This is a genomic window from Bradyrhizobium sp. LB8.2 (assembly GCF_040548035.1).
Taxonomy (GTDB): Bacteria; Pseudomonadota; Alphaproteobacteria; order Rhizobiales; family Xanthobacteraceae; genus Bradyrhizobium.
Genome location: NZ_JBEPQV010000013.1, coordinates 1 through 19695 on the forward strand (window position 1 = coordinate 1; position 19695 = coordinate 19695).

General features: G+C 63.1%; 21 protein-coding genes and 1 tRNA gene. 12 read left to right on the plus strand and 10 right to left on the minus strand.

Features of this window, described 5'->3' with window-relative positions; translation table 11 throughout:
- Positions 1-243: 243 nt before the first annotated feature.
- Entirely contained in the window at positions 244-783 is a 540-nt protein-coding gene (infC, locus tag ABIB06_RS17300) for a translation initiation factor IF-3 (protein WP_085349942.1), read from the minus strand.
- A 250-nt stretch (positions 784-1033) separates the two neighbouring features.
- Between infC and ABIB06_RS17305 the strand changes: the two genes are divergently transcribed.
- Together ABIB06_RS17305 and ABIB06_RS17310 are read left to right on the plus strand one after the other, a co-directional pair.
- Positions 1034-1858, plus strand: a complete 825-nt coding sequence (locus tag ABIB06_RS17305; protein WP_354048860.1) for an alpha/beta hydrolase — start codon at positions 1034-1036, stop codon at positions 1856-1858.
- A 149-nt stretch (positions 1859-2007) separates the two neighbouring features.
- Positions 2008-2475, plus strand: a complete 468-nt coding sequence (locus ABIB06_RS17310) for a nuclear transport factor 2 family protein (RefSeq protein WP_354048861.1) — start codon at positions 2008-2010, stop codon at positions 2473-2475.
- Positions 2476-2478: 3 nt separating this feature from the next.
- On the opposite strand, the gene ABIB06_RS17315 is transcribed toward ABIB06_RS17310, so the two are convergent.
- From ABIB06_RS17315 to ABIB06_RS17325, 3 genes are all read right to left on the minus strand, one after another.
- Entirely contained in the window at positions 2479-3276 is a 798-nt protein-coding gene (locus tag ABIB06_RS17315) for an acyl-CoA thioesterase domain-containing protein (RefSeq protein ID WP_354048862.1), read from the minus strand.
- Between the two features lie 156 nt (positions 3277-3432).
- The gene (gene queG / locus ABIB06_RS17320) at positions 3433-4608 is read right to left on the minus strand and encodes a tRNA epoxyqueuosine(34) reductase QueG (protein ID WP_354048864.1); all 1176 of its coding nucleotides are present in this window, start codon (positions 4606-4608) and stop codon (positions 3433-3435) included.
- Complete coding sequence (locus tag ABIB06_RS17325) at positions 4557-5249, minus strand: glutathione S-transferase family protein (protein WP_354048866.1); 693 nt, start codon at positions 5247-5249, stop codon at positions 4557-4559. Before ABIB06_RS17325 ends, queG begins: the two co-directional genes overlap by 52 nt.
- Before the next feature lie 169 nt (positions 5250-5418).
- On the opposite strand from ABIB06_RS17325, the gene ABIB06_RS17330 reads away from it, so the two are divergent.
- On the plus strand, positions 5419-6225 hold the full coding sequence (locus ABIB06_RS17330) for an undecaprenyl-diphosphate phosphatase (protein ID WP_247352703.1): 807 nt from the start codon (positions 5419-5421) through the stop codon (positions 6223-6225).
- A 135-nt stretch (positions 6226-6360) separates the two neighbouring features.
- On the opposite strand, the gene ABIB06_RS17335 is transcribed toward ABIB06_RS17330, so the two are convergent.
- A complete protein-coding gene (locus ABIB06_RS17335) occupies positions 6361-7326 on the minus strand; it encodes a complex I NDUFA9 subunit family protein (protein ID WP_354048867.1) in 966 nt (321 codons plus the stop codon).
- Between the two features lie 151 nt (positions 7327-7477).
- On the opposite strand from ABIB06_RS17335, the gene ABIB06_RS17340 reads away from it, so the two are divergent.
- From ABIB06_RS17340 to ptsN, 9 genes are all read left to right on the plus strand, one after another.
- Positions 7478-7564: transfer RNA gene (locus tag ABIB06_RS17340), tRNA-Leu, on the plus strand.
- A gap of 301 nt (positions 7565-7865) precedes the next feature.
- Positions 7866-9356 carry a hypothetical protein gene (locus ABIB06_RS17345; protein ID WP_354048869.1) on the plus strand — a complete coding sequence of 497 codons (1491 nt, stop codon included), beginning with the start codon at positions 7866-7868 and terminating at the stop codon, positions 9354-9356.
- Between the two features lie 194 nt (positions 9357-9550).
- A complete protein-coding gene (locus ABIB06_RS17350; protein ID WP_247352748.1) occupies positions 9551-10165 on the plus strand; it encodes a ribonuclease D in 615 nt (204 codons plus the stop codon).
- A gap of 144 nt (positions 10166-10309) precedes the next feature.
- Entirely contained in the window at positions 10310-11038 is a 729-nt protein-coding gene (gene lptC / locus ABIB06_RS17355) for an LPS export ABC transporter periplasmic protein LptC (protein WP_354048871.1), read from the plus strand.
- Between the two features lie 5 nt (positions 11039-11043).
- Positions 11044-11754: an LptA/OstA family protein gene (locus ABIB06_RS17360; protein WP_354048873.1), complete on the plus strand. Its 711-nt coding sequence runs from the start codon at positions 11044-11046 to the stop codon at positions 11752-11754.
- 237 nt (positions 11755-11991) lie between these two features.
- Positions 11992-12999 (plus strand): LPS export ABC transporter ATP-binding protein, encoded by a 1008-nt coding sequence (gene lptB / locus ABIB06_RS17365; RefSeq protein ID WP_354048875.1) that lies wholly within the window; start codon positions 11992-11994, stop codon positions 12997-12999.
- A gap of 91 nt (positions 13000-13090) precedes the next feature.
- On the plus strand, positions 13091-14704 hold the full coding sequence (gene rpoN / locus ABIB06_RS17370; protein WP_354069153.1) for an RNA polymerase factor sigma-54: 1614 nt from the start codon (positions 13091-13093) through the stop codon (positions 14702-14704).
- A gap of 83 nt (positions 14705-14787) precedes the next feature.
- Positions 14788-15387, plus strand: a complete 600-nt coding sequence (gene hpf, locus ABIB06_RS17375) for a ribosome hibernation-promoting factor, HPF/YfiA family (RefSeq protein WP_247443132.1) — start codon at positions 14788-14790, stop codon at positions 15385-15387.
- 219 nt (positions 15388-15606) lie between these two features.
- The gene (gene ptsN, locus ABIB06_RS17380) at positions 15607-16068 is read left to right on the plus strand and encodes a PTS IIA-like nitrogen regulatory protein PtsN (RefSeq protein ID WP_007598573.1); all 462 of its coding nucleotides are present in this window, start codon (positions 15607-15609) and stop codon (positions 16066-16068) included.
- Positions 16069-16645: 577 nt separating this feature from the next.
- Here the strand turns inward: ptsN and ABIB06_RS17385 are convergent.
- The 5 genes from ABIB06_RS17385 to ABIB06_RS17405 all read right to left on the minus strand — a co-directional run bounded on the left by ABIB06_RS17385 (position 16646) and on the right by ABIB06_RS17405 (position 19694).
- Positions 16646-17140, minus strand: coding sequence for a type II toxin-antitoxin system VapC family toxin (locus ABIB06_RS17385; protein ID WP_354048880.1), 495 nt, complete (start codon positions 17138-17140; stop codon positions 16646-16648).
- Entirely contained in the window at positions 17137-17433 is a 297-nt protein-coding gene (locus ABIB06_RS17390; protein ID WP_354048882.1) for a type II toxin-antitoxin system Phd/YefM family antitoxin, read from the minus strand. Before ABIB06_RS17390 ends, ABIB06_RS17385 begins: the two co-directional genes overlap by 4 nt.
- Positions 17434-17559: 126 nt before the next feature.
- Positions 17560-17832 (minus strand): BQ00720 family protein, encoded by a 273-nt coding sequence (locus tag ABIB06_RS17395; protein WP_007598581.1) that lies wholly within the window; start codon positions 17830-17832, stop codon positions 17560-17562.
- A gap of 51 nt (positions 17833-17883) precedes the next feature.
- On the minus strand, positions 17884-18309 hold the full coding sequence (locus ABIB06_RS17400; RefSeq protein ID WP_018645065.1) for an Hsp20 family protein: 426 nt from the start codon (positions 18307-18309) through the stop codon (positions 17884-17886).
- Positions 18310-18614: 305 nt separating this feature from the next.
- Complete coding sequence (locus ABIB06_RS17405) at positions 18615-19694, minus strand: sn-glycerol-3-phosphate import ATP-binding protein UgpC (protein ID WP_354048885.1); 1080 nt, start codon at positions 19692-19694, stop codon at positions 18615-18617.
- Position 19695: the final 1 nt, after the last annotated feature.

Genomic DNA, 19695 nt, shown 5'->3' on the forward strand with positions numbered 1-19695 from the left:
TCGCCTTCGCTGCCTGGGTCATTGCCCGCTTAGGCGGATGGGACGGCTACTATGGCAAGCCGGGACCAAAAACCATGCGCTTGGGGCTCGAAGCCCTCCAGCGCATCAAATTTGGCGCCTCACTGCGAATGGCCGATGTGTGAATCGGATAGCCCGCAAGTGGGAGAGGCAAGAAAACAAAACGGCCCGCCGGAAATCCGGACGGGCCGTTGAATTCGCTAATTCAAAGTATCGGTGTCAGCGTCAGCGCGGCGCCAGCACCATGACGACCTGACGGCCCTCGAACCGCGCGTCCTGCTCCACCTTGGCGAGCTCGGCGACGTCGGTCTTGATCTTGTCGAGCAGCTTGGTGCCGATCTCCTGGTGCGCCATTTCGCGGCCGCGATAGCGCAGAGTGATCTTGACCTTATCGCCCTCTTCGAAGAACCGCTGCATCGCGCGCATCTTAACTTCGTAATCGTGGTCGTCGATCATCGGGCGGAGCTTGATCTCCTTGATCTCGACGATCTTCTGCCGCTTGCGGGCTTCGGCAGCTTTTTTCTGCGCGGAATACTTATACTTCCCGTAGTCCATGATCTTGCAGACGGGAGGGCTGACGTTCGGCGAGATCTCGACCAGATCCATGCCGGCCTCCTGGGCCAGGCGGATAGCCGCGACGGTCTCGATGGTGCCCTTGTTGTCACCGGTCTGATCGATCAGCTGGATCTGCGCATTGCGAATATCGTCATTGATGCGCGGCCCGTCTTTGGCGGCAGTGGGTGGGGCTTTATTGGGACGGCGAATGGGTGGTTCTCCAAAGTTATGAAAAGAGGCGGCTATTTTGCAGGAAGATACGGTTGCCGGCAAGCAATTCGCTCGTGCGGCGGTCGAAAAAGCCTCAACTGCGAGGCATTTTGGCCACGCCGGGGCACGAAGACCGACATAGACACCTTGCTTCTGTTCCGCAAGCGTCCCAAAGGGCCAATGCCGATGTCCGGCTGCGCTGCGGAACAGGTCCGGACAACTCAAACCGCGCAGTCAGAGTAAACGTTCCATGAATCACTCAATTCCCGATGCCATGCTCGACTTCATCGATGTGGGCGAGGGCCCGTCCGCACGCCGGATCGCGGTGCGCAGCCGGCGCGGGCAAGGACCTGAGCAAGGACCTGAACAAGGACCGGGACTGGTTTGGCTCGGCGGGTTCAAGTCGGACATGCAGGGCAGCAAGGCCGTGGCGCTGGACGGATGGGCCAGGGATCGCGGCCGTGCCGTGGTCCGGTTCGACTATTCCGGCCACGGCGAATCCGGCGGCGACTTCGCCGATGGAACCATCGGGAGCTGGCTCGAGGATAGCGTGGCGGTGTTCGAACGGTTCTGCGACGGCCCGCAAGTCCTGATCGGCTCGTCCATGGGCGGCTGGATGGCGCTGCTGCTCGCGCGCGAAATCAAGAAGCGTCAAGAGAAACAGCAAGCCAAGGCGTCGCTGGCGGGCCTGGTGCTGATCGCGCCGGCGCCCGACTTCACCGAGGAGCTGATGTGGAAGAACTTTCCGGCCGCGGTGAAGAAAGAAATCGAGACCAAGGGTGTCTGGCTGCGGCCGTCGGACTATGGCGACGGCTCGCCCTATCCGATCACGCGGAATCTGATCGAGGAGGGGCGCAACCACCTCGTGCTCGGCAGCGCCATCGATCTCGGCTGTCCCGTCCGCATCCTGCAAGGCGCGCAGGATCCTGATGTACCCTGGCAGCACGCGTTCGCGCTGACACATCGCCTGCCGGCCGACGACGTCGTGCTGACCATGATCCAGGACGGCGATCACCGCCTCTCGCGCCCGCAGGACATCGCCCGCATTCTTGCCGCCGTGGCCGAGATCGGGTGAAATCGCCACCTAGCACTCGGTGTCATCGCCCGACTTGATCGGGCGATCCAGTATTCCAGAGGCGCTCGTGCTCAAGCCGAGAAGCCGCGGCGTACTGGATGCCCCGGTCAAGCCGGGGCATGACTGAGAATGGGAGGGGAGAATCGCCGATGACCACCACCGCCATGCTGCGCGCGTTCTGCGACGCCGTCGAACAACGCAACGGAAAAGCGCTCGCGGATCTCTTCACCAAGGACGGCGTCTATCACGACGTGTTCTACGGCGCCTTCGACGGCCGCGAGAACATCGCCGCGATGATCGACGACTGGTTTTATCGCGCGGCCACCGATTTTCGCTGGGACATGCACGATCCCGTGTCCGACGGCACCACGCTCTATGCGCGCTACACATTCAGCTACCCCTCGACCCTGCCCGAGGCGAATGGCGCGCGGGCGATGTTCGAAGGCGTCGCGATCATGACGCTACGCGACGGCAAGATCGTCAGCTATCACGAGGTCGCCAACACCGCGCCGGCGTTTGTCGATCTGAAGTTTGCGCCCGAGCGCATCGCCAAGATCGTCGCCAGGCAGGGCGCTGAGCTCAAGGCGCGGCCGGAGATGAAGCGGCATTTGTCCTGACGGTTACGGCGGCGGTGGCTTCGCAATCGGCTTGCGCTGCGCCAGCGCTGCGACCGTGGCGGTGCCGATCGGGCCCGCTTCATCGTAGAGCCAGCATTCACCGATTGCCACGCCGTCGGTGGCCTGGTGGTTGACCACGTCGAAGCCGACCCAGTTCGTCACCGGCAAGCGGTGCAGATAGATCGTGACGTCGCTGTTGATGTAGCGGAGCCCCTTGTCGCCGGCGTTCGCGAACGGGCTGGCGAAATCGGCGCCGGTGGCGACGTGGACGAACGGCGTCATCGGCACGCCCGCCACCAGTTCGCGCACCTCGCTCATCCAGAGTTTTCGTGGCCCGAGCGAGCCCATATGGCCGACGATCGGCCGCGTCGCCCATTTGCCGTTCATGCCGAGCCTGGGATCGGTGGGCTTGGGAATGTCAGCGGGCTTCGGCACGTCCCAGTTCGGCGGCGACCAGACATTGCCTTCCGGATTCTGCGTTCGCCGCAACAGCTGACACGAAGCGCGCGCCATGCCGACACCGCCGGACAAGAATTCCGCTTCCACGACGCGGATGCGCATTCCGTCGCGCACGAGACGCGTCGTCACCTCGATCGGCTTGTCGATGGTCGGCAGCCGAAACATGTCGACGGTCAGCCGCGCCGGCACGAATTCAGGGCCGGAATGCCGCTCCTCGATGGCGAAGCCGAGCAGGCCGATGATGACGCGTCCGTGCAGCGATTTCGGATCCCACGGACCGTTGGCGACTTCCGTCGGATGGAATGTGTCGCCGTCGCAAGTGAAGAAAGGCATGTTTGTCATGGCGCGCGAGAGTGAAGGAACGCGTGGGGAAATCAAGGTCCCCAATCCTCATGGTGAGGAGGCGCGAAGCGCCGTCTCGAACCATGAAGGCCCGGCTCTTTCAGCTCGGCCTCTATCCTTCGAGACGCGCGAAGAGCGCGCTCATCAGGATGAGGATCAGGAAGCGGCCCGCCACTCCTCGCGCACGCTGTCATCACGCTCGCTCGCGATTGCAGCTGCTCTCATTGCAGCGAACCCTGCATCTGACAACAACTGCCTCAGCGCCCACACCGCAGCCCCCCGCACCAGCGGGCTCGCATCATCCAGCAATCGCCGCGCCTCGTCCGCCAGTGCCGCATCGCCGGAGTTGCCGATCGCGATCAGCACGTTCCGCAAAAAACGATCGCGGCCGATGCGCTTGACCGGCGACTTCGTGAACAGCGCGCGAAACGAAGCGTCGTCGAGCCGGGCGAGTTCGGCGAGACCTGGCGCGCGCAATTCGTCACGCGCCGCGAGCTTGGCCTCGCGACCCTCCTGCGCGAACTTGTTCCAGGGGCACGCCGCGAGGCAATCGTCGCAGCCATAGATGCGGTTGCCGATCGCCTTGCGAAATTCGCGCGGGATCGGCCCCTTGTTCTCGATGGTGAGGTACGAGATGCAGCGCCGCGCATCGAGCTTGTAGGGCGCGGGGAAGGCCGCGGTCGGGCAGATGTCGAGACACGCCTGGCACGAGCCGCAATGATCGATCTCGGCGTCGTCGCGCGGCAGCTCCAGCGTGGTGTAGATCGCGCCGAGAAACAGCCACGAGCCGAATTCGCGCGAGACCAGATTGGTGTGCTTGCCCTGCCAGCCGAGATGCGCGGCTTGCGCCAGCGGCTTCTCCATCACCGCGGCAGTGTCGACGAACACTTTCACGTTGGACGGTGCGGTCGCAACCAGCCATCGCGCCAGCGCCTTCAGGCGTTTCTTGATGAGGTCGTGATAGTCGTCGCCCTGCGCATAGACCGAGATCGCCGCGCGCGTGCGTTGTTCGAGGATCGCGAGCGGATTCTGGTCAGGGCCGTAATTGACGCCGAGCATGATGACGCTGCGCACGTCCTGCCACAGCCCGCGCGGATCGACCCGGCGCTCCGGCTGTGCGGCGAGCCAGTCCATGTCGCCATGACCGCCCGATGCGATGAATTCGAGGAAATGTTTTCCGGCGCTGTCGATCGTGCCGGGCTCTGTGATGCCGATGCAGTCGAAGCCGAGCGCGCGTGCCTCGTTTGCAAGCGCCGTCTTCAGTTCGGTCGGATCGGAGTTCAGAAGTCGAGGTCCACGTAGGTCCGCGACGCCGGCACGCCCGCCAGCCATTCGCTCAGCAGCGGACGGAACGACGGGCGGGATTTCACCCGCGCGTACCACGCCTTTGCTGCGTCGTCCTCGCTCCATGGCACGTCGCCCAGATAGTCGATCGCCGAGAGGTGCGCCGCGGCGGCGAGATCCGCGTAACTGAGCCGGTCGCCGGCGAGGAAATTACGCGTCTGCGCCAGCCAGCCGATATAGGCCAGATGATAGCGCACATTTGCCTTCGCGGCGCGCATCACGTCGGCCGAAGGCGGGCCGCCGCCATTGTCCTCGCTCATGAAGCGCTTGTAGATCCGCTCGGTGACGAGCGGGTGGGAGACCTCCTCGAAGAATTTTTCGTTGAACCAGGCCATCAGCCGGCGCACCTCGACGCGCTCGCCGATCGTGTCCGGCATCAGGCGCTTGGGTCCCATCTCGGCGCCATAGGCCTCGTCGACATATTCTGCGACGATCGCCGCGCCCGGGATGGGCGGCTGCTCGTCGTCCACCAGGACGGGCGTCGTGCCCGCCGCATTGAGCAGCAGAAATGCCTCGCGCCGCTCCCAGCTGCGCTCTTCAACCAGCTTCAGCTCAAGCCCGTATTCCCCCGCGATCAGGCGGATGAACCGCGAATGCGGACAGAACGGATGATGAAACAGCGTGAACATGAAGCCTTTGACTATTTGATGGTGCTTAAGAATCCATCAATGTTTGTGCAGCGCCACACTAGTCATTCAAAACCGCGAAGCAAGGGCGTGACGCCGCATTTTGCGATTGCAGCAATGGGGCGGATGGGCGAGAAGAGCCCCGCTTTTCCTGCGGAAATGGACCGTAAATATGTCAGACGCAATACGGGCAGTGATCCTCGGCATCATCGAGGGTGTGACCGAGTTCCTTCCCGTGTCCTCGACCGGTCACCTGCTGCTTGCGGAGCGCTTCTTCCATCTCGGCGAGGGCGCGTTCTGGGATTCGTTTACGGTTCTGATCCAGCTCGGCGCGATCCTCGCGATCGTCGTGCTGTACTTCAAGAAATTGTGGGACGTCGCGATCGGCATGTTCACGGGCGACGCCTATGCGCGCCGCTTCGTGATCGGCGTGCTGGTGGCGTTCCTGCCCGCTGTCGTCGTCGGTCTCGTCGCCGGCAAATACATCAAGAGCATGCTGTTCAATCCGTGGGTGGTGTGCTTCTCGCTGATCGTCGGCGGCGCCATCCTGCTCTGGGTCGACAAGCTCGATCTCAAGGCGCGCGAGCATGACGCCACCCGGTTTCCGCTGCTGATGTATCTCTATATCGGCATCGCGCAGTGCATCGCGATGATCCCGGGCGTGTCGCGCTCCGGCGCCAGCATCGTCGCCGCAATGTTTTTGGGGGCCGACAAGCGTGCCGCGGCGGAGTTTTCGTTCTTCCTCGCCATCCCCACCATGATCGGCGCGTTCGCCTATGATTTCTATAAGAACCGCTCCGAGATGACGATGGACCACATGGGCATCGTCGCGATCGGCTTCGTGGTGTCGTTCGTCACCGCGATCATCGTGGTGAAGACGTTCCTGGAATACGTCACCCGCCACGGTTTCGTGGTGTTCGCCTGGTGGCGCGTGATCGTCGGCACGCTCGGCCTGATCGCGCTGGCCATGGGGCGGTAAGCCCGAACTTCAAACAACTGCAGCCTGGACGTTGAATCTCGTCGTGCCCGGCCTTGTGCCGGGCATCCACGTTCTTGGCGACCATCAAGGAAAGACGTGGATGGCCGGGACAAGCGCGGCCATGACGGCGGATGGTTACGCGCTCTTGCGCTGGAATTGCCCGGCGGCGCGGAAACGCCAGAGATATTGCGGGGCGATCGCTTCGAGCGAGTCGGCGGTGATACCAAGGCCTTCCAGCGTCAGGCCGGCGGCCTTCGCCGCATCCGACACGACATTGTCGCGCGCGAGCAGCGTGACCTGGTCCGGGGTCAGCTTCATCGCGCCGGGCGCGAATTGCAGGAAATTGGCCTGGAAGCGGGCCAGCCCGAACGGCAGCGGCACCAGCATCCGCTTGCGATCGGTGATCTCGAGAATGGCCTCGATGATCTCGCGCATGGTCAGCACTTCCGGTCCGCCGAGCTCGTAGGTGGCGCCCGCCTTGGCCTTGCCGTCGACGGCATCCGCGATCCCGGTGGCGACGTCGCCGACATAGACCGGCTGCATCCGGGTACTCCCGCCGATCAGCGGCAGCACCGGCGACATCCGGGCCAGCGCCGCGAAGCGGTTGGTGAACTGGTCCTCGGGGCCGAACATCACGGACGGACGGAAGATCGTCGCCGACGGCACCGCGGCCAAGACCGCGGCTTCGCCGGCCGCCTTGGCCTGGGCGTAGCGCGAGGGCGATTCAGCGTCGGCGCCGATCGCCGAGACATGGATCAGGCGTGCCCCCGCGGCCGCGGCCGCCTTGGCGACGGTCTCGGCGCCCTTGGCCTGGACGGCGTCAAAACTCTGCGCGCCGCCTTCGGCGAGGATGCCGACCAGATTGATCACGACATGCGAATCACGCAGCGCTGCCTCGACCGAGGCCGGATAGCGCAAGTTGGCCTGCACGGTGTGAACCTGCCCGACTTTACCGGAGGGCTGGAGGTAGCCGGCCAGCTCCGGCCGCCGCACCGCGACCCGGATCCGGTAGTCCCGCCGGCACAGCGCGCGGATGACATTCCGGCCCAAAAACCCCGATCCGCCGAAAACCGTGACGAGAGTTTCCAGATTCGATGCCATGGAGGTCCATTCCTGCAGGAAGAGTGCGTGTTATCAGGCTTGTATCGGGCCGGTTTGCGATGCGCAATCCGCATCCGGAAGCGGGGTTCAAGCATGAATTGACAACCGCGTCACCGAACCGTAGTAACCGCCTCCGTGCCCCAAACGGCATGCCCAGGTGGTGGAATTGGTAGACGCGCTGGCTTCAGGTGCCAGTGGCTTAACGGCCGTGAAGGTTCGAGTCCTTTCCTGGGCACCATCTTTCTCAGCAGCTCTTTGACGTGACGGCAGAATCGGCGCCGGACCGGCGTCTCTTCGCCGCCCCGCTGCTGGCGCGCTCTGCGCCCCGCCGTCTCCGAGCGGACCAAACCCCCGCGCGCGGTAGAAAATTCGGTTTTGACGGTCTGGAGCCGCCCGGTTTCATCCGGTCAAACCCCGTCGATTGCGCCATCCGAATTTACTCCACTTTAGACAACTTGGCCTAAGTCAGCGGTCAGGCTCGCAACCGGCGGTCGGCGAGCACGCAGAGCCATCGGGCTCGCTTTGTCGTGAGGGAAGCGGTGGATCAGCACCAGGTCTGGCGCGCGTCGGCATTCGACAAGGTTGCGAACGCGATCAGCCCGTTTTTCCTGAGATCGGGAATTTATCTGTTCCTGATCTCGTTCATTTGCCTGTTCTACCTCTTGAACGCGCCGCTTCTGCTCGGTCACTACGATCTGGGCTGGCATCTGGCGGCCGGAGATCTCATCCGGGACAGCAACGCTATCCCGCCCCAGGACCCCTGGTCGTTCACCCACGGCGACAAGCCATGGTTCAATCTGTCCTGGCTCTGGGACGCGCTTGCCAGTGCGACGTTTCAATACGCGGGCTTTGGCGGCCTCGTCGTGCTGACGGTGGCCTGTGGCGCGGCGATCGTCGGCACCCTGACTGCGATCTCTCTTGGCTACGGCGCATCGGCGATCGCGGTTTGCGTCTCGGTCTTCTTTGCCTGCCTGCTCTATCCCGCCTACGAAGCTTCGCCGAACATGTATCTCGCGGTCTCGCCGAATACATGCACGATGTTGTTCTGCGTCGTCTTCTACCGCGAGTGCCTGAGACGAACGCGATGGTTCGTGCTTCCCGTGTTGATGGCGCTCTGGGCCAATCTGCACGGCGGCTTTCTGCTCGGCTTCTTCGTGATCGGCGTTTTCTTCGGCGCCGCCTTGCTCAGAGCGGCCTGGGCCGACCTCAGGATCCTTGCGCTCACCGGAATCGGGTGTCTTGCCGCGACATTCGTCAACCCGCTCGGCTGGAATATCTACGCCGGTGCCGCCGCGACGATGGGGCACTTCGTCCAGGGCAATATCGGCGAATGGCTATCCTACTATCACAACATGGAAATGCCCGGCAGCATTCCCGGCATCCTGTACATGCTGGCCTTCGTCGCGCTCGAACTGCGCTACAGAAACTCCAGGCCGATCCCGCTCGAACCGAGATTGATGGCCTGGCTGTTCCTGATTCTGGGGCTGTATCAGTTCAGGTACATCGCCTTCTTCTTCATCGTCTCGACCGCGCCGATGGCGCTTCACCTCAGCCGCTTGCTGCCGGAACGTCTCACGGGTCTCGATGCGCGTGGACCGTTGCTGGCTGCCGGCATCGTCGGTCTGTGCACCCTGCCGATGGCCTACTTGCGCGTTGCGCCGGCGCTCGCACTTCCGCAGATGCTGTCGACCGAAGATGCCGGCTATCTGCAAAAGCATCTCGCAGGTCAGCGGGTGCTGAACAATTGGAACGTCGGCGGTTACCTGATTTTCGCGACGCACGGAACTGTCCCCCTGTTCGTCGATGGCCGCGCCGCAACGGCCTATCCGGACGATCTGCTGCGCGACTATTTCAAGCTGGTGAGCTGGGAGGTCGACGAAGCCGCGTGGGACATGGTGCTCGACAAATACCGGATCGACGCCGTGCTGTGGGTCAAGGCGCACGACCAGCTGCGGCACTTTCTCGTGGAGCGCCAAGGCTGGCGCGAGCAATACACCGGCGCCTACGAGACCGTTTACGTCCGGCCTTGATCCGGTTTTGCCGGCGCTGCCAAAAGACAATGACAAACGACAATGACGAGCAGCGCCGCAGCTTTGTATGTCCAGCCGCGCCTGATGCTTGCGCCGACGGCTGCCAGCGGATACATCGCGGCCGGCCCTCGCCAGCGTCTGTCCCGGGCATTAGCCTGCCAAAGCGCACCGATTCGATTGAGGTTTGAAACGCCATGACCGTACGCCTGCACCGCGGCGACCTGCCCGATCTGTCCCGCTACACCGGAGCGGTGGCGATCGACACCGAGACCATGGGCTTGAACCCGCACCGCGACCGGCTCTGCGTGGTGCAGCTCTCGCCCGGCGACGGCAGCGCAGACGTGGTGCAGATCCCCAAGGGGCATACCGACGCGCCGAATTTGAAGGCCCTGCTGGCCAATCCCGCGATCACGAAGATCTTCCACTTTGCGCGGTTCGACGTCGCGGTGCTCTACCAGACGTTTGGCGTCATGACCGGGCCGATCTACTGCACCAAGATCGCCTCCCGCCTGATCCGCACCTATACCGACCGCCATGGCCTCAAAGACCTCGTGCGCGAGGTGCTCAATGTCGATCTCTCCAAGCAGCAGCAATCGAGCGATTGGGGTTCCGATAGCCTGACCGAGCCGCAGCTCGCCTACGCCGCCTCCGACGTGCTGCATCTGCACGGCTTGCGCGAGCGGCTCGATGCCATGCTGGCGCGGGAAGGCCGCACCGCGCTGGCAAAAGCCTGTTTCGACTTCCTGCCGACCCGCGCCCTGCTCGACCTCCAGGGCTGGGCCGAAGAGGACATCTTTGCGCATTCCTAGAGCTTCGCGTGGCGGCTCGCTTGGGCGGTCGCCCCGTTTCGGTCACTTTCCTGATGGCCTGTCGCCGGCTGCATATTTTGGCGTTGCCGGCTACAATAGGGCGCCCGTCAACCGGACCAGGCGAGCGACACCTCAGGAGCCCAGGTGAATTCGGCCCATAATCCCACCTATGACGCCGCGCTTGCGGCGAAGTTCGCCGGCGCGGCTCGCCACAGCCGCCTGGTGCGGATTCTGCGCATCGCGGTGCCGGCGACGGTGGCCGTGGCTATGGCTGTGATCGTGGCCGTCTCAACCTTCCTCAATCCTTTCAAGATCCCGGTGAAGCTCGACTCCGGAAACCTCGTGGTGACAGGCACCAAGATCACGATGGAATCGCCGCATATGTCCGGCTTCACCCCGGACCAGCGGCCCTACGAGCTCTGGGCCAAGACCGCGACACAGGACATCACCGATCCCGACCATGTCGATCTCCATGATTTGCGCGCGAAAGTGCTGATGGAAGACCAATCGACCCTTTTCCTCGATGCCCGCACCGGACGGTTCGACAACAAGCAGCAGCAGCTCGACCTGCACAAGGACATCTTCCTGCGCACCTCGACCGGCTACGAGGCGCGGCTGAACTCGGCCTTTGTCGATATGGGCAAGGGCACGGTCTCGTCGGATGAGCATGTCGACGTCAAGCTGACCAACGGCACGCTGACCGCCGATCGGCTGCGGATCACGGAAGGCGGCGATGTCATCCGCTTCGAGGGCAATGTGGTGATGCATCTCGACAAGCTGGACGATCCTGCCGCCGCTCAGCCTGTGCCCCCCGAGCCTGCGCCGCCGGTGAAGACACGCACGCCGCAGAACAAGTCTGCCAATTCAAAGTGATTTTCATGATCAGGTTTTTTCCGCGCAACAAAGACAAGCGGCGCGTCATCCCTGGTGCGGCCGCGCTCGCCCTCGGCATCGCACTGCTCGCAACGGGTGCGGCAATCGCGCAGAGCACGATGCAAGGCGTGCCCAACGCAATGCAGGGCTTCTCGCAGAATCGCGATCAACCGATCCAGATCGAAGCTGCCTCGCTCGAGATGCGCGACAAGAAGAAGGAGGCGACCTTCTCCGGCAATGTGAAGGTCATCCAAGGCGACACCACTATGACCTCGAAGACGCTGGTGGTGTTTTACGATTCGGGCGGCGACAAGCCGGCCACACCGCAGCCTGCGGCGAAGGCGACAAAGGGCGCTCCGATGCAGTCGGCGACGCCGGGACCGGGCGGCAGCTCCTCGATCAAGCGGCTGGAGGCGCGCGGCAATGTCGTCGTCACCCAGAAGGACCAGGTGGTGACAGGCGAGACCGCCGTGTTCGACACCAGGACCAATCAGATCACCATGCTCGGCGGCGTCGTCTTGACGCAGTGCAAGAACGTGCTGCGCGGCGACCGGCTGGCGGTCGACATGACCACCGGCGTGTCGCGTGTGGAATCCGACACCGGCCGGGTGCAGGCGCTGCTGCCACAAGGCGGCGGCAATGATTGCGGATCCGGAGGATCGGGCAAGCCCGGCGCGGGGCCTTTGCAACTGCCGGGCGCCAGTAAACCGAAGTAAAATTTGAAGAATGATTTCAATCGCTTGGGCCGAGCGCTGCTGATCCGAGGTTGAAGCTTGCCCGGCGAGACTGTATCTGGTGCGAAGGGCTTTCGAAGCGGGGTTCGCCGCTTATCGGGGGTGTTTCACTGGGCACGGGACATCCCTTAACTCATGCTGTGTCGGCGAATCGCAAAGCCGGCGCGGCAGATCGCGCGAGTTCCGCGCAGGATCGTCGCGAAAGGCTAGAAGGCGGGGATGGTCGATCTCTTCAGCATGTTCCGTCGGCGCCCCGCCAAGCGCGGCCGGCCAGGATTTGCGCGCCAGGACATCACCGCGCTCGGTGACAGCGTCGGCGGTTTCGTGGCCAGCCCGGTACGGGATGCGCCGCCGATTGCGCGTGACCAGCCGATGCATGCGCCCGACCAGTTCCAGGCTGATTTCCAGGCCACCTATCAAGCCGAGCCGCGCGCGCAGGCGGTTCATCCCGTCAGGGCCGCCGCCAGGCCCAACGGTTCCGGCGGGCCTCAGCTGTTGAAGCGGCCGGGCTTCCTGGCTGTGCATAGCGTGGAAAAGAGTTTTGGCAGCCGTCAGGTCGTGCGCGGCGTCAGCATCTATGTGCGCCGCGGCGAAGCGGTCGGCCTGCTCGGTCCGAACGGCGCCGGCAAGACCACCGTGTTCTACATGATCACCGGCCTGATCAAGGCCGACCGCGGCGCGATCGAGCTCGACGGCCACGACGTCACCAAGCTGCCGATGTATCAGCGTGCGCGACTGGGCATCGGCTATCTGCCGCAGGAAGCCTCGATCTTCCGCGGCCTCACCGTCGAGCAGAACATCCGTGCCGTGCTTGAAGTGGTCGAGCCCTCGCGCAAGAAGCGCGAGCAGCAGCTCGACTCGCTGCTCGACGAATTCAACATCACGCGCCTGCGTAAATCGCCGTCGATCGCGCTGTCCGGCGGTGAGCGGCGCCGCGTCGAGATCGCGCGTGCGCTGGCGACGCGTCCGAACTACATGCTGCTCGACGAGCCTTTTGCCGGCATCGATCCGATCGCGGTCGGCGACATTCAGGACCTCGTCCGCCATCTCACCAACCGCGGCATCGGCGTGCTGATCACCGATCACAATGTTCGCGAGACGCTCGGCCTCACCGATCGCGCCTACATCGTCTATGCCGGTGAAATCCTGACCGAGGGGAGCCCGGATGAGATCGTCGCCGATCCGGACGTACGCCGTCTTTACCTTGGCGAGGAGTTCCGCCTCTAGCCCGTTTTTCCATTTCGTCAAGACGTGTACATCGGGCTCGGACTAGGATAAGCAAAAATCGGACCAACTTTTTGGGATCGGTTCTTGCTTCATGGCGCTTACGCAGAGATTAGAGTTCCGGCAATCGCAGTCGCTGGTCATGACGCCGCAGTTGATGCAGGCGATCAAGCTGCTGCAATTGTCCAATCTCGATCTCACGACGTTCGTGGAAGAGGAACTCGAGCGCAATCCGCTGCTGGAGCGGGCCAATGACGAGCCCCCGGCCGGCGAAGCCCCGGCCGAGACCGGCCAGTTCAACGATAGCGACGGCGGCCACAATGACGAGCCCGGCGGCGGTCCGGGCGAGGCGTTCGAGCCCGGCCAGGAAGAATGGATGAGCAAGGATCTCGGCACCCGCGCCGAGATCGAGCAGACCATGGACACCGGCCTCGACAACGTCTTCTCCGAGGAGCCGGCCGAGGCTGCCGCACGCAACGCCCAGGATGCGGCGCCGACCACCTATACCGAATGGGGCGGCGGTGCCTCCGGTGACGAGGCCTACAATCTCGAAGCCTTCGTCGCCGCGGAGACCACGCTCCGCGACCACCTCGCCGAGCAGCTGTCGGTTGCCTTCACCGGGGCCGCGCAGCGCATGATCGGCCAGTACCTGATCGACCTCGTCGACGAGGCGGGCTATCTGCCGCCGGATCTCGGCCAGGCTGCCGAGCGGCTTGGCGCATCGCAGCAGGACGTCGAGAACGTTCTTGCCGTGCTGCAAAAATTCGATCCGCCCGGCGTCTGCGCGCGCAATTTGAGCGAATGCCTGGCGATCCAGCTCCGCGAGCTCGACCGCTACGATCCCGCGATGCAGGCCCTGGTCGAGCATCTCGATCTCCTCGCCAAGCGCGACGTCGGAGCCTTGCGCAAGCTCTGCGGCGTCGACGATGAGGACATCGCCGACATGATCGGCGAGATTCGCCGGCTCAATCCCAAGCCCGGCATGAAGTTCGGCTCGGCCCGGCTCCAGACCATGGTGCCTGACGTCTATGTCCGCCCCGGTCCCGACGGCGGCTGGCATGTTGAGCTCAACAGCGACACCTTGCCGCGCGTGCTGGTCAACCAGACCTACTATTCGCAACTGTCGAAGAAGGTCGGCAAGGACGGCGACAAGTCCTATTTCACCGACGCGCTCCAGAATGCGACCTGGCTGGTGCGTGCGCTCGACCAGCGCGCCCGCACCATCCTGAAGGTCGCGACCGAGATCGTGCGCCAGCAGGACGGCTTCTTCACCCATGGCGTGGCGCACCTGCGGCCGCTGAATCTGAAGGCCGTCGCCGACGCCATCCAGATGCATGAATCGACGGTGTCGCGCGTCACCGCCAACAAATACATGGCGACCAATCGCGGCACGTTCGAGCTGAAATATTTCTTCACAGCCTCGATCGCTTCGGCTGACGGCGGCGAGGCGCATTCGGCCGAAGCCGTGCGTCACCACATCAAGCAGCTGATCGATTCGGAGGCGCCGTCCGCGATCCTGTCCGACGATACCATCGTGGAACGCTTGCGCGGCTCGGGCATTGATATTGCCCGCCGCACGGTCGCGAAGTACCGCGAAGCCATGCGCATTCCTTCCTCGGTGCAACGCCGCCGCGACAAGCAGAGCGCTCTTGGTAACGTCCTCTCCACCGCAATGTCCGATCGCTCCCGCAGCACCGTGCCGGCCTGATTGCGCTGGCGCGAAATCGCGCTACTCTCATCCCCCCTTCGCGGCCGATCCAAGCTAGGCACTCAAACCAAGCGAGGTATCACATGACTCTCAGAATCTCGGGAAAGAGCGTCAGCGTTGGCGAGGCCCTGCGCGGCCGCGTTTCCGACCGGACCGAAGAGGTCCTGCGTAAATATTTCGACGGCAACTATTCCGGGCACATCACGCTCAGCAAGGACGGCTTCGGCTTCCGCACCGACTGCGCGCTGCATCTTGATTCGGGAATTACGCTTGAGGCCGATTCGAACGCGCCCGATGCCTATGCAAGCGCCGACCTGGCGCTCCTGATGATCGAGAAGCGCCTCAAGCGCTACAAGAGCCGGCTCAAGGACCGCTCGGCCCGCAAGGCCCATGTCGCCTCCGCCGCTCTCGCCGCCATGGATGCCACGAGCTATGTGCTGGAAGCGCCGGGCGAGGGTGAGGACGACGACGAGGTCACCGGCTACAGCCCCGTGATCATCGCCGAGGCCACCACCTCCCTGAAGCAGCTTTCGGTGAGCGAGGCCGTCATGGAGCTCGACCTCAGCGGTGCGCCCTGCCTGGTTTTCCAGCACGGCTCCAGCGGCCGGGTGAACATCATTTACCGCCGGGCCGACGGCAATGTGGGCTGGATCGACCCGCCGGGGGCCAAATCAGGTGGTTAGGGCCGGAACCGGGGCCCGTACCATCCGCAGCCTTAACAATGACGGGGGCAAAGCCGCACGCAGCAGTTGGCACCGGGATTGCGTTGGAGTAGAAGCGCCCCACATCAGGACCGGGCTAAGTTCCCCTCCTGCTTCACCTTCTTGACGCCGGCCCGGCGTGGTTCTCACCAAGCTGGCCAATTCGGAACCTGACGGTTTAATTCACCTCGGAAACCTTCCATGCCGATTACCGATCTGGTCGCGCCCGAGGCGATTCTCCCGGCATTGAAGGTCAACAGCAAGAAGCAGGCGCTCCAGGAACTCGCCGCCAGGGCGGCCGAGCTGACCGGGCAGAACGAGCGCTCCGTGTTCGAGGTGCTGCTGCAGCGTGAGAAGCTCGGCACCACCGCGGTCGGCTACGGCGTCGCCATTCCCCACGGCAAGCTGCCCAAGCTGGAAAAGATCTTCGGCCTGTTCGCCCGTCTCGATCGTCCGATCGATTTCGAATCGATGGACGGCCAGCCGGTCGATCTCGTCTTCCTGCTGCTCGCCCCCGAAGGCGCCGGCGCCGACCATCTGAAGGCGCTCGCCCGCATCGCCCGTCTCCTCCGCGACCAGGACATCGCCAAAAAGCTCCGCGCCTCGCGCGACGCCCAGGCGATCTATTCAGTGCTGGCGCTACCGCCCGCGACTGCGGCTTAACAGGTTAGAGCCAATCGTTCATATATCGAGACTTCGCTCGCTCCTTTGCTCGACCAGATTTGCCGACGCTTTCTAAGGGAGAGCTTTCAGGTACTGCGACGGGGGCGTGCCTCCGTAAACTTCGCGAGGGGGCTGGCCCTTGATTACATTTCTCGTACTCGCCGGCATGTTTGGATGGTTGGCCAGCGTAGTTTGGCAATTGCGGCTTGCGAGTACCAAGGGAAAAGTTTGGAGCCGTAACGGCTATGTAACCCGTACAAGTAACGAGACAGTTTTCGGCGCCTGCGTGTGTTTCTACTGGGTCGCACTTGGGTGGGGAGCCGTGATGCTATTTTGCATGGTGATATCGATTATCAGGCAAATCTAGAACTGAGCATGACCCGGATTTGAGCATCCCGGCGTCGCCTTCCGGCTGATAGCACGCAGTATGCGGAAGCAAAGCGGGCACGCTTTCGTGCGAAGGCATGCCCCGCTTGAGATCCTAATCGTGCGACGTGCGTGCGCTCAGTGCACGCTCACCACTTGCAGCTCCTTGCTCCAAGCGTTGGCGACTGCGGCGTAAGTCAACTTCCTTCCGCTATAGGGTAGAGATTGCTTCGAGCGTCACTGGCGGCCGCATCAGCGTCTCGTTGCCGTGGCGATAGAACTTCTGCGTCCAGGGGTTAAACACCGGCACGCGTGCTTCGATGAATTCGTCGATGTCCCGTGTGACTACGGCGAGATCTTGCAGGGCTGCGATGGCTGCAATGAACAGATCCGGTTGGCCGAATGTGTGGCCGCGCTTGCGACCCTCAACGATCATCGCCTTCCACCGCACGATCGCGTCTTCGGTGATGGCAAGGATCCGTCTCGCAAACAATGGTCGCACTGTGTTTTCCAACCACGATCGAAGATCGGCGCGCCTGGTAGCATCGGACAATTGTTCGATGCCGTAGACAATCTCCGCGATCGTTACGTCGCTAACGTAGAGTTCCTCTCCACTTTGGCTCGCGACGAAATCCATGACGTCAGGATTGGGCTGGGGCCTACGTAGTTCCGACACGACGTTGGTATCGAGCAGCCAGCCCCTCAAAGCTCGACATCCCGAACGCTGGACTTGACCGTCAGGCGCTCGAATTCCACGTCGGCTAGCGGGGACTTCGCAAAGGCCGTCACAATATCGCGGCCGCTCACGGGTCGCTGAAGGCGATCGAATTCCTCTGCGGCAACGATAACCGCCGCATCTTTGCCGTGCAGTGTAACCCGTTGTGGTCCTGTGCGCTGCGCCTCCCTGACAATCTGACTCAGGTGAGTTTTTGCATCTTGAAGGCTCCATCGGCGCGATCTGGAGCCATTCTTGGAAGAGGGACGCTTTGCGGTGGTCATGCTCATCGCCTCTAGTCTAAACAACCAGAATTTAGCATATCCGAATTTGACCGCCAAAGCAAAACGGGCATGCCTTCGCTTGAAGGCATGCCCGCTTGAAACTCTATTCGTGCGACGCGCGCGTGCTCAGTGCACGCTCACCGCTTGCAGTTCGTTGCTCCAGGCGTTCGCGATCGCGGCTTCGCGGCTGTCGGTCAGCATGATCGGCGTGCCGTCGGCGGCGTGGAGCGCGAAGAGCTTGAGGCCCGGCGCGATCTTCGGCGCTTCGGGAAACAGGCCCGGCACATCCTCCGAGCGGATCTGCTTCACATAGGCGATATGGCCTTCGCCGAGGGTTGCCAGCGTCTCGGGAGAGACATTCTTGGCTTCGTATTCGAACGCAACATGACCTTCACTCATGGTCTCGACTCCTCTCTCGAAACTAAGCGGTCGAGTCCGCTACTCGTTCCATTATTCGTGCTCATTGATAGCGATTGTCTTAACGATCCTCTCCGGTTCAGGCCGGGCAAGATCGACCGACAACAGCCCGTTTTTCAGATCCGCACCCAGCACCAGCATCCCCTCCGCCAGCACGAAGGTGCGCTGGAAGTGGCGCGCGGCGATGCCGCGATGGATGTATTGCCGGGACTTGTCGTCCTGCTGCCGCCCGCGAATGACGAGCTGGTTTTCCTCAATGGTTACATCGAGTTGGTCGCGGGTGAATCCGGCGACCGCCAGCGTGATGCGCAAACGCTCGGGCTGGCCGTCCGACCGGTCACACCTCTCGATATTGTAGGGAGGATAGCCGTCGGCGCCTTTGACGACGCGATCAAGCACGCGCTCGATCTCGTCGAAGCCCAAAAGGAACGGACTGGAAAGCGTTGGAACACGAGACATAGTTTACAAAGTCCTCTCGAAGCGACTTTGGTGCATCAGGGCCCGTAGAGGCACCCCTTGGTCAACAATATGGTCATATCCCCGTGTCGGTTCAAGGACGTAGCTGGAATGCCGGAGGCCATTAGCTTCCGCTCGCCTGCGTCCCGGCCATCCACGATCTTGCCCGCGGCGCTGAGCCCGTGGATGCCTGCGACAAGCCCGGCACGGCGAATTTGCGGGCCGATTTATCTCAACGAAAACAAACCCCCTTCTACTGTGCATGGGGTTGTTTTCGCGTTTTTTTATCGGCGGACCCCTGGAACCGGTCAGGCCTCGATCCGCGTCCGCCCGTCGCCGCTGAAAAGATGCAGCTTCGCCCGCATTGCTGCGACGCGGATCCTCTCACCGATCGGCGGTGCCTCGGAGCCGGGAATGCGGACGATGACCTCGCCGGGCGGCAGCTCGCCGGGGGTGGCTGCGACGCGCTGCTCGTCCTGCTGCCGCGTGCCGTAGACAAAGGTTTCCGCGCCGACGCGCTCGATCGCTTCCACGGTGAGCGGCAGCGCGACGCCGCCGGCCGGGGTCTGGTCGGTGATGACAAAATCTTCCGGACGGATGCCGAGGATGCCGGCCTCGGTGCTGCCGAGCTGCGACTTGATCTCCTCGGCGCGAATCGACATCAGATTCATCGGCGGTGCCCCGATGAAGGAGGCGACGAAGGTCGTCGCCGGCTTCTCGTAGATCGCCAGGGGATTGCCGACCTGCTCGACCTGGCCGCCGTTCATCACCACGAGGACGTCGGCGAGCGTCATCGCCTCCAGCTGATCGTGGGTGACGTAGATCGACGTCGTGCTGAGCCGGCGCTGCAATTTGCGGATCTCGACGCGCATGGCGATGCGCAGCTTTGCATCAAGGTTCGACAGCGGCTCGTCAAACAGAAATACCTTCGGCTGGCGCACGATGGCGCGGCCCATGGCGACGCGCTGGCGCTGACCGCCGGAGAGCTGGCGCGGCTTGCGCTCCAGCATCGGCGACAGCTCGAGCACGCGCGCGGCTTCCTCGACGCGGGTCTTGACCTCGGCCTCCTTCATGCCGCGGTTGCGCAGGCCGTAAGCCATGTTGTTGAAGACGCTCATATGCGGATAGAGCGCGTAGTTCTGGAACACCATTGCGATGTCGCGATCGGCGGGCTCGACCTGGTTGACGATTCGGCCGCCGATGTCGATCTCGCCGCCGGTGACGGTTTCGAGGCCTGCGACCATGCGCAGCAGGGTCGACTTGCCGCAGCCGGAGGGACCGACCAGCACGCAGAACTGTCCGTCGCCGACATCGACGTTGACGCCCTTGATGGCCTCGAAGCCACCAGGATAGGTCTTGCGGACGTTGCGCAGGGTAACGTTAGCCATG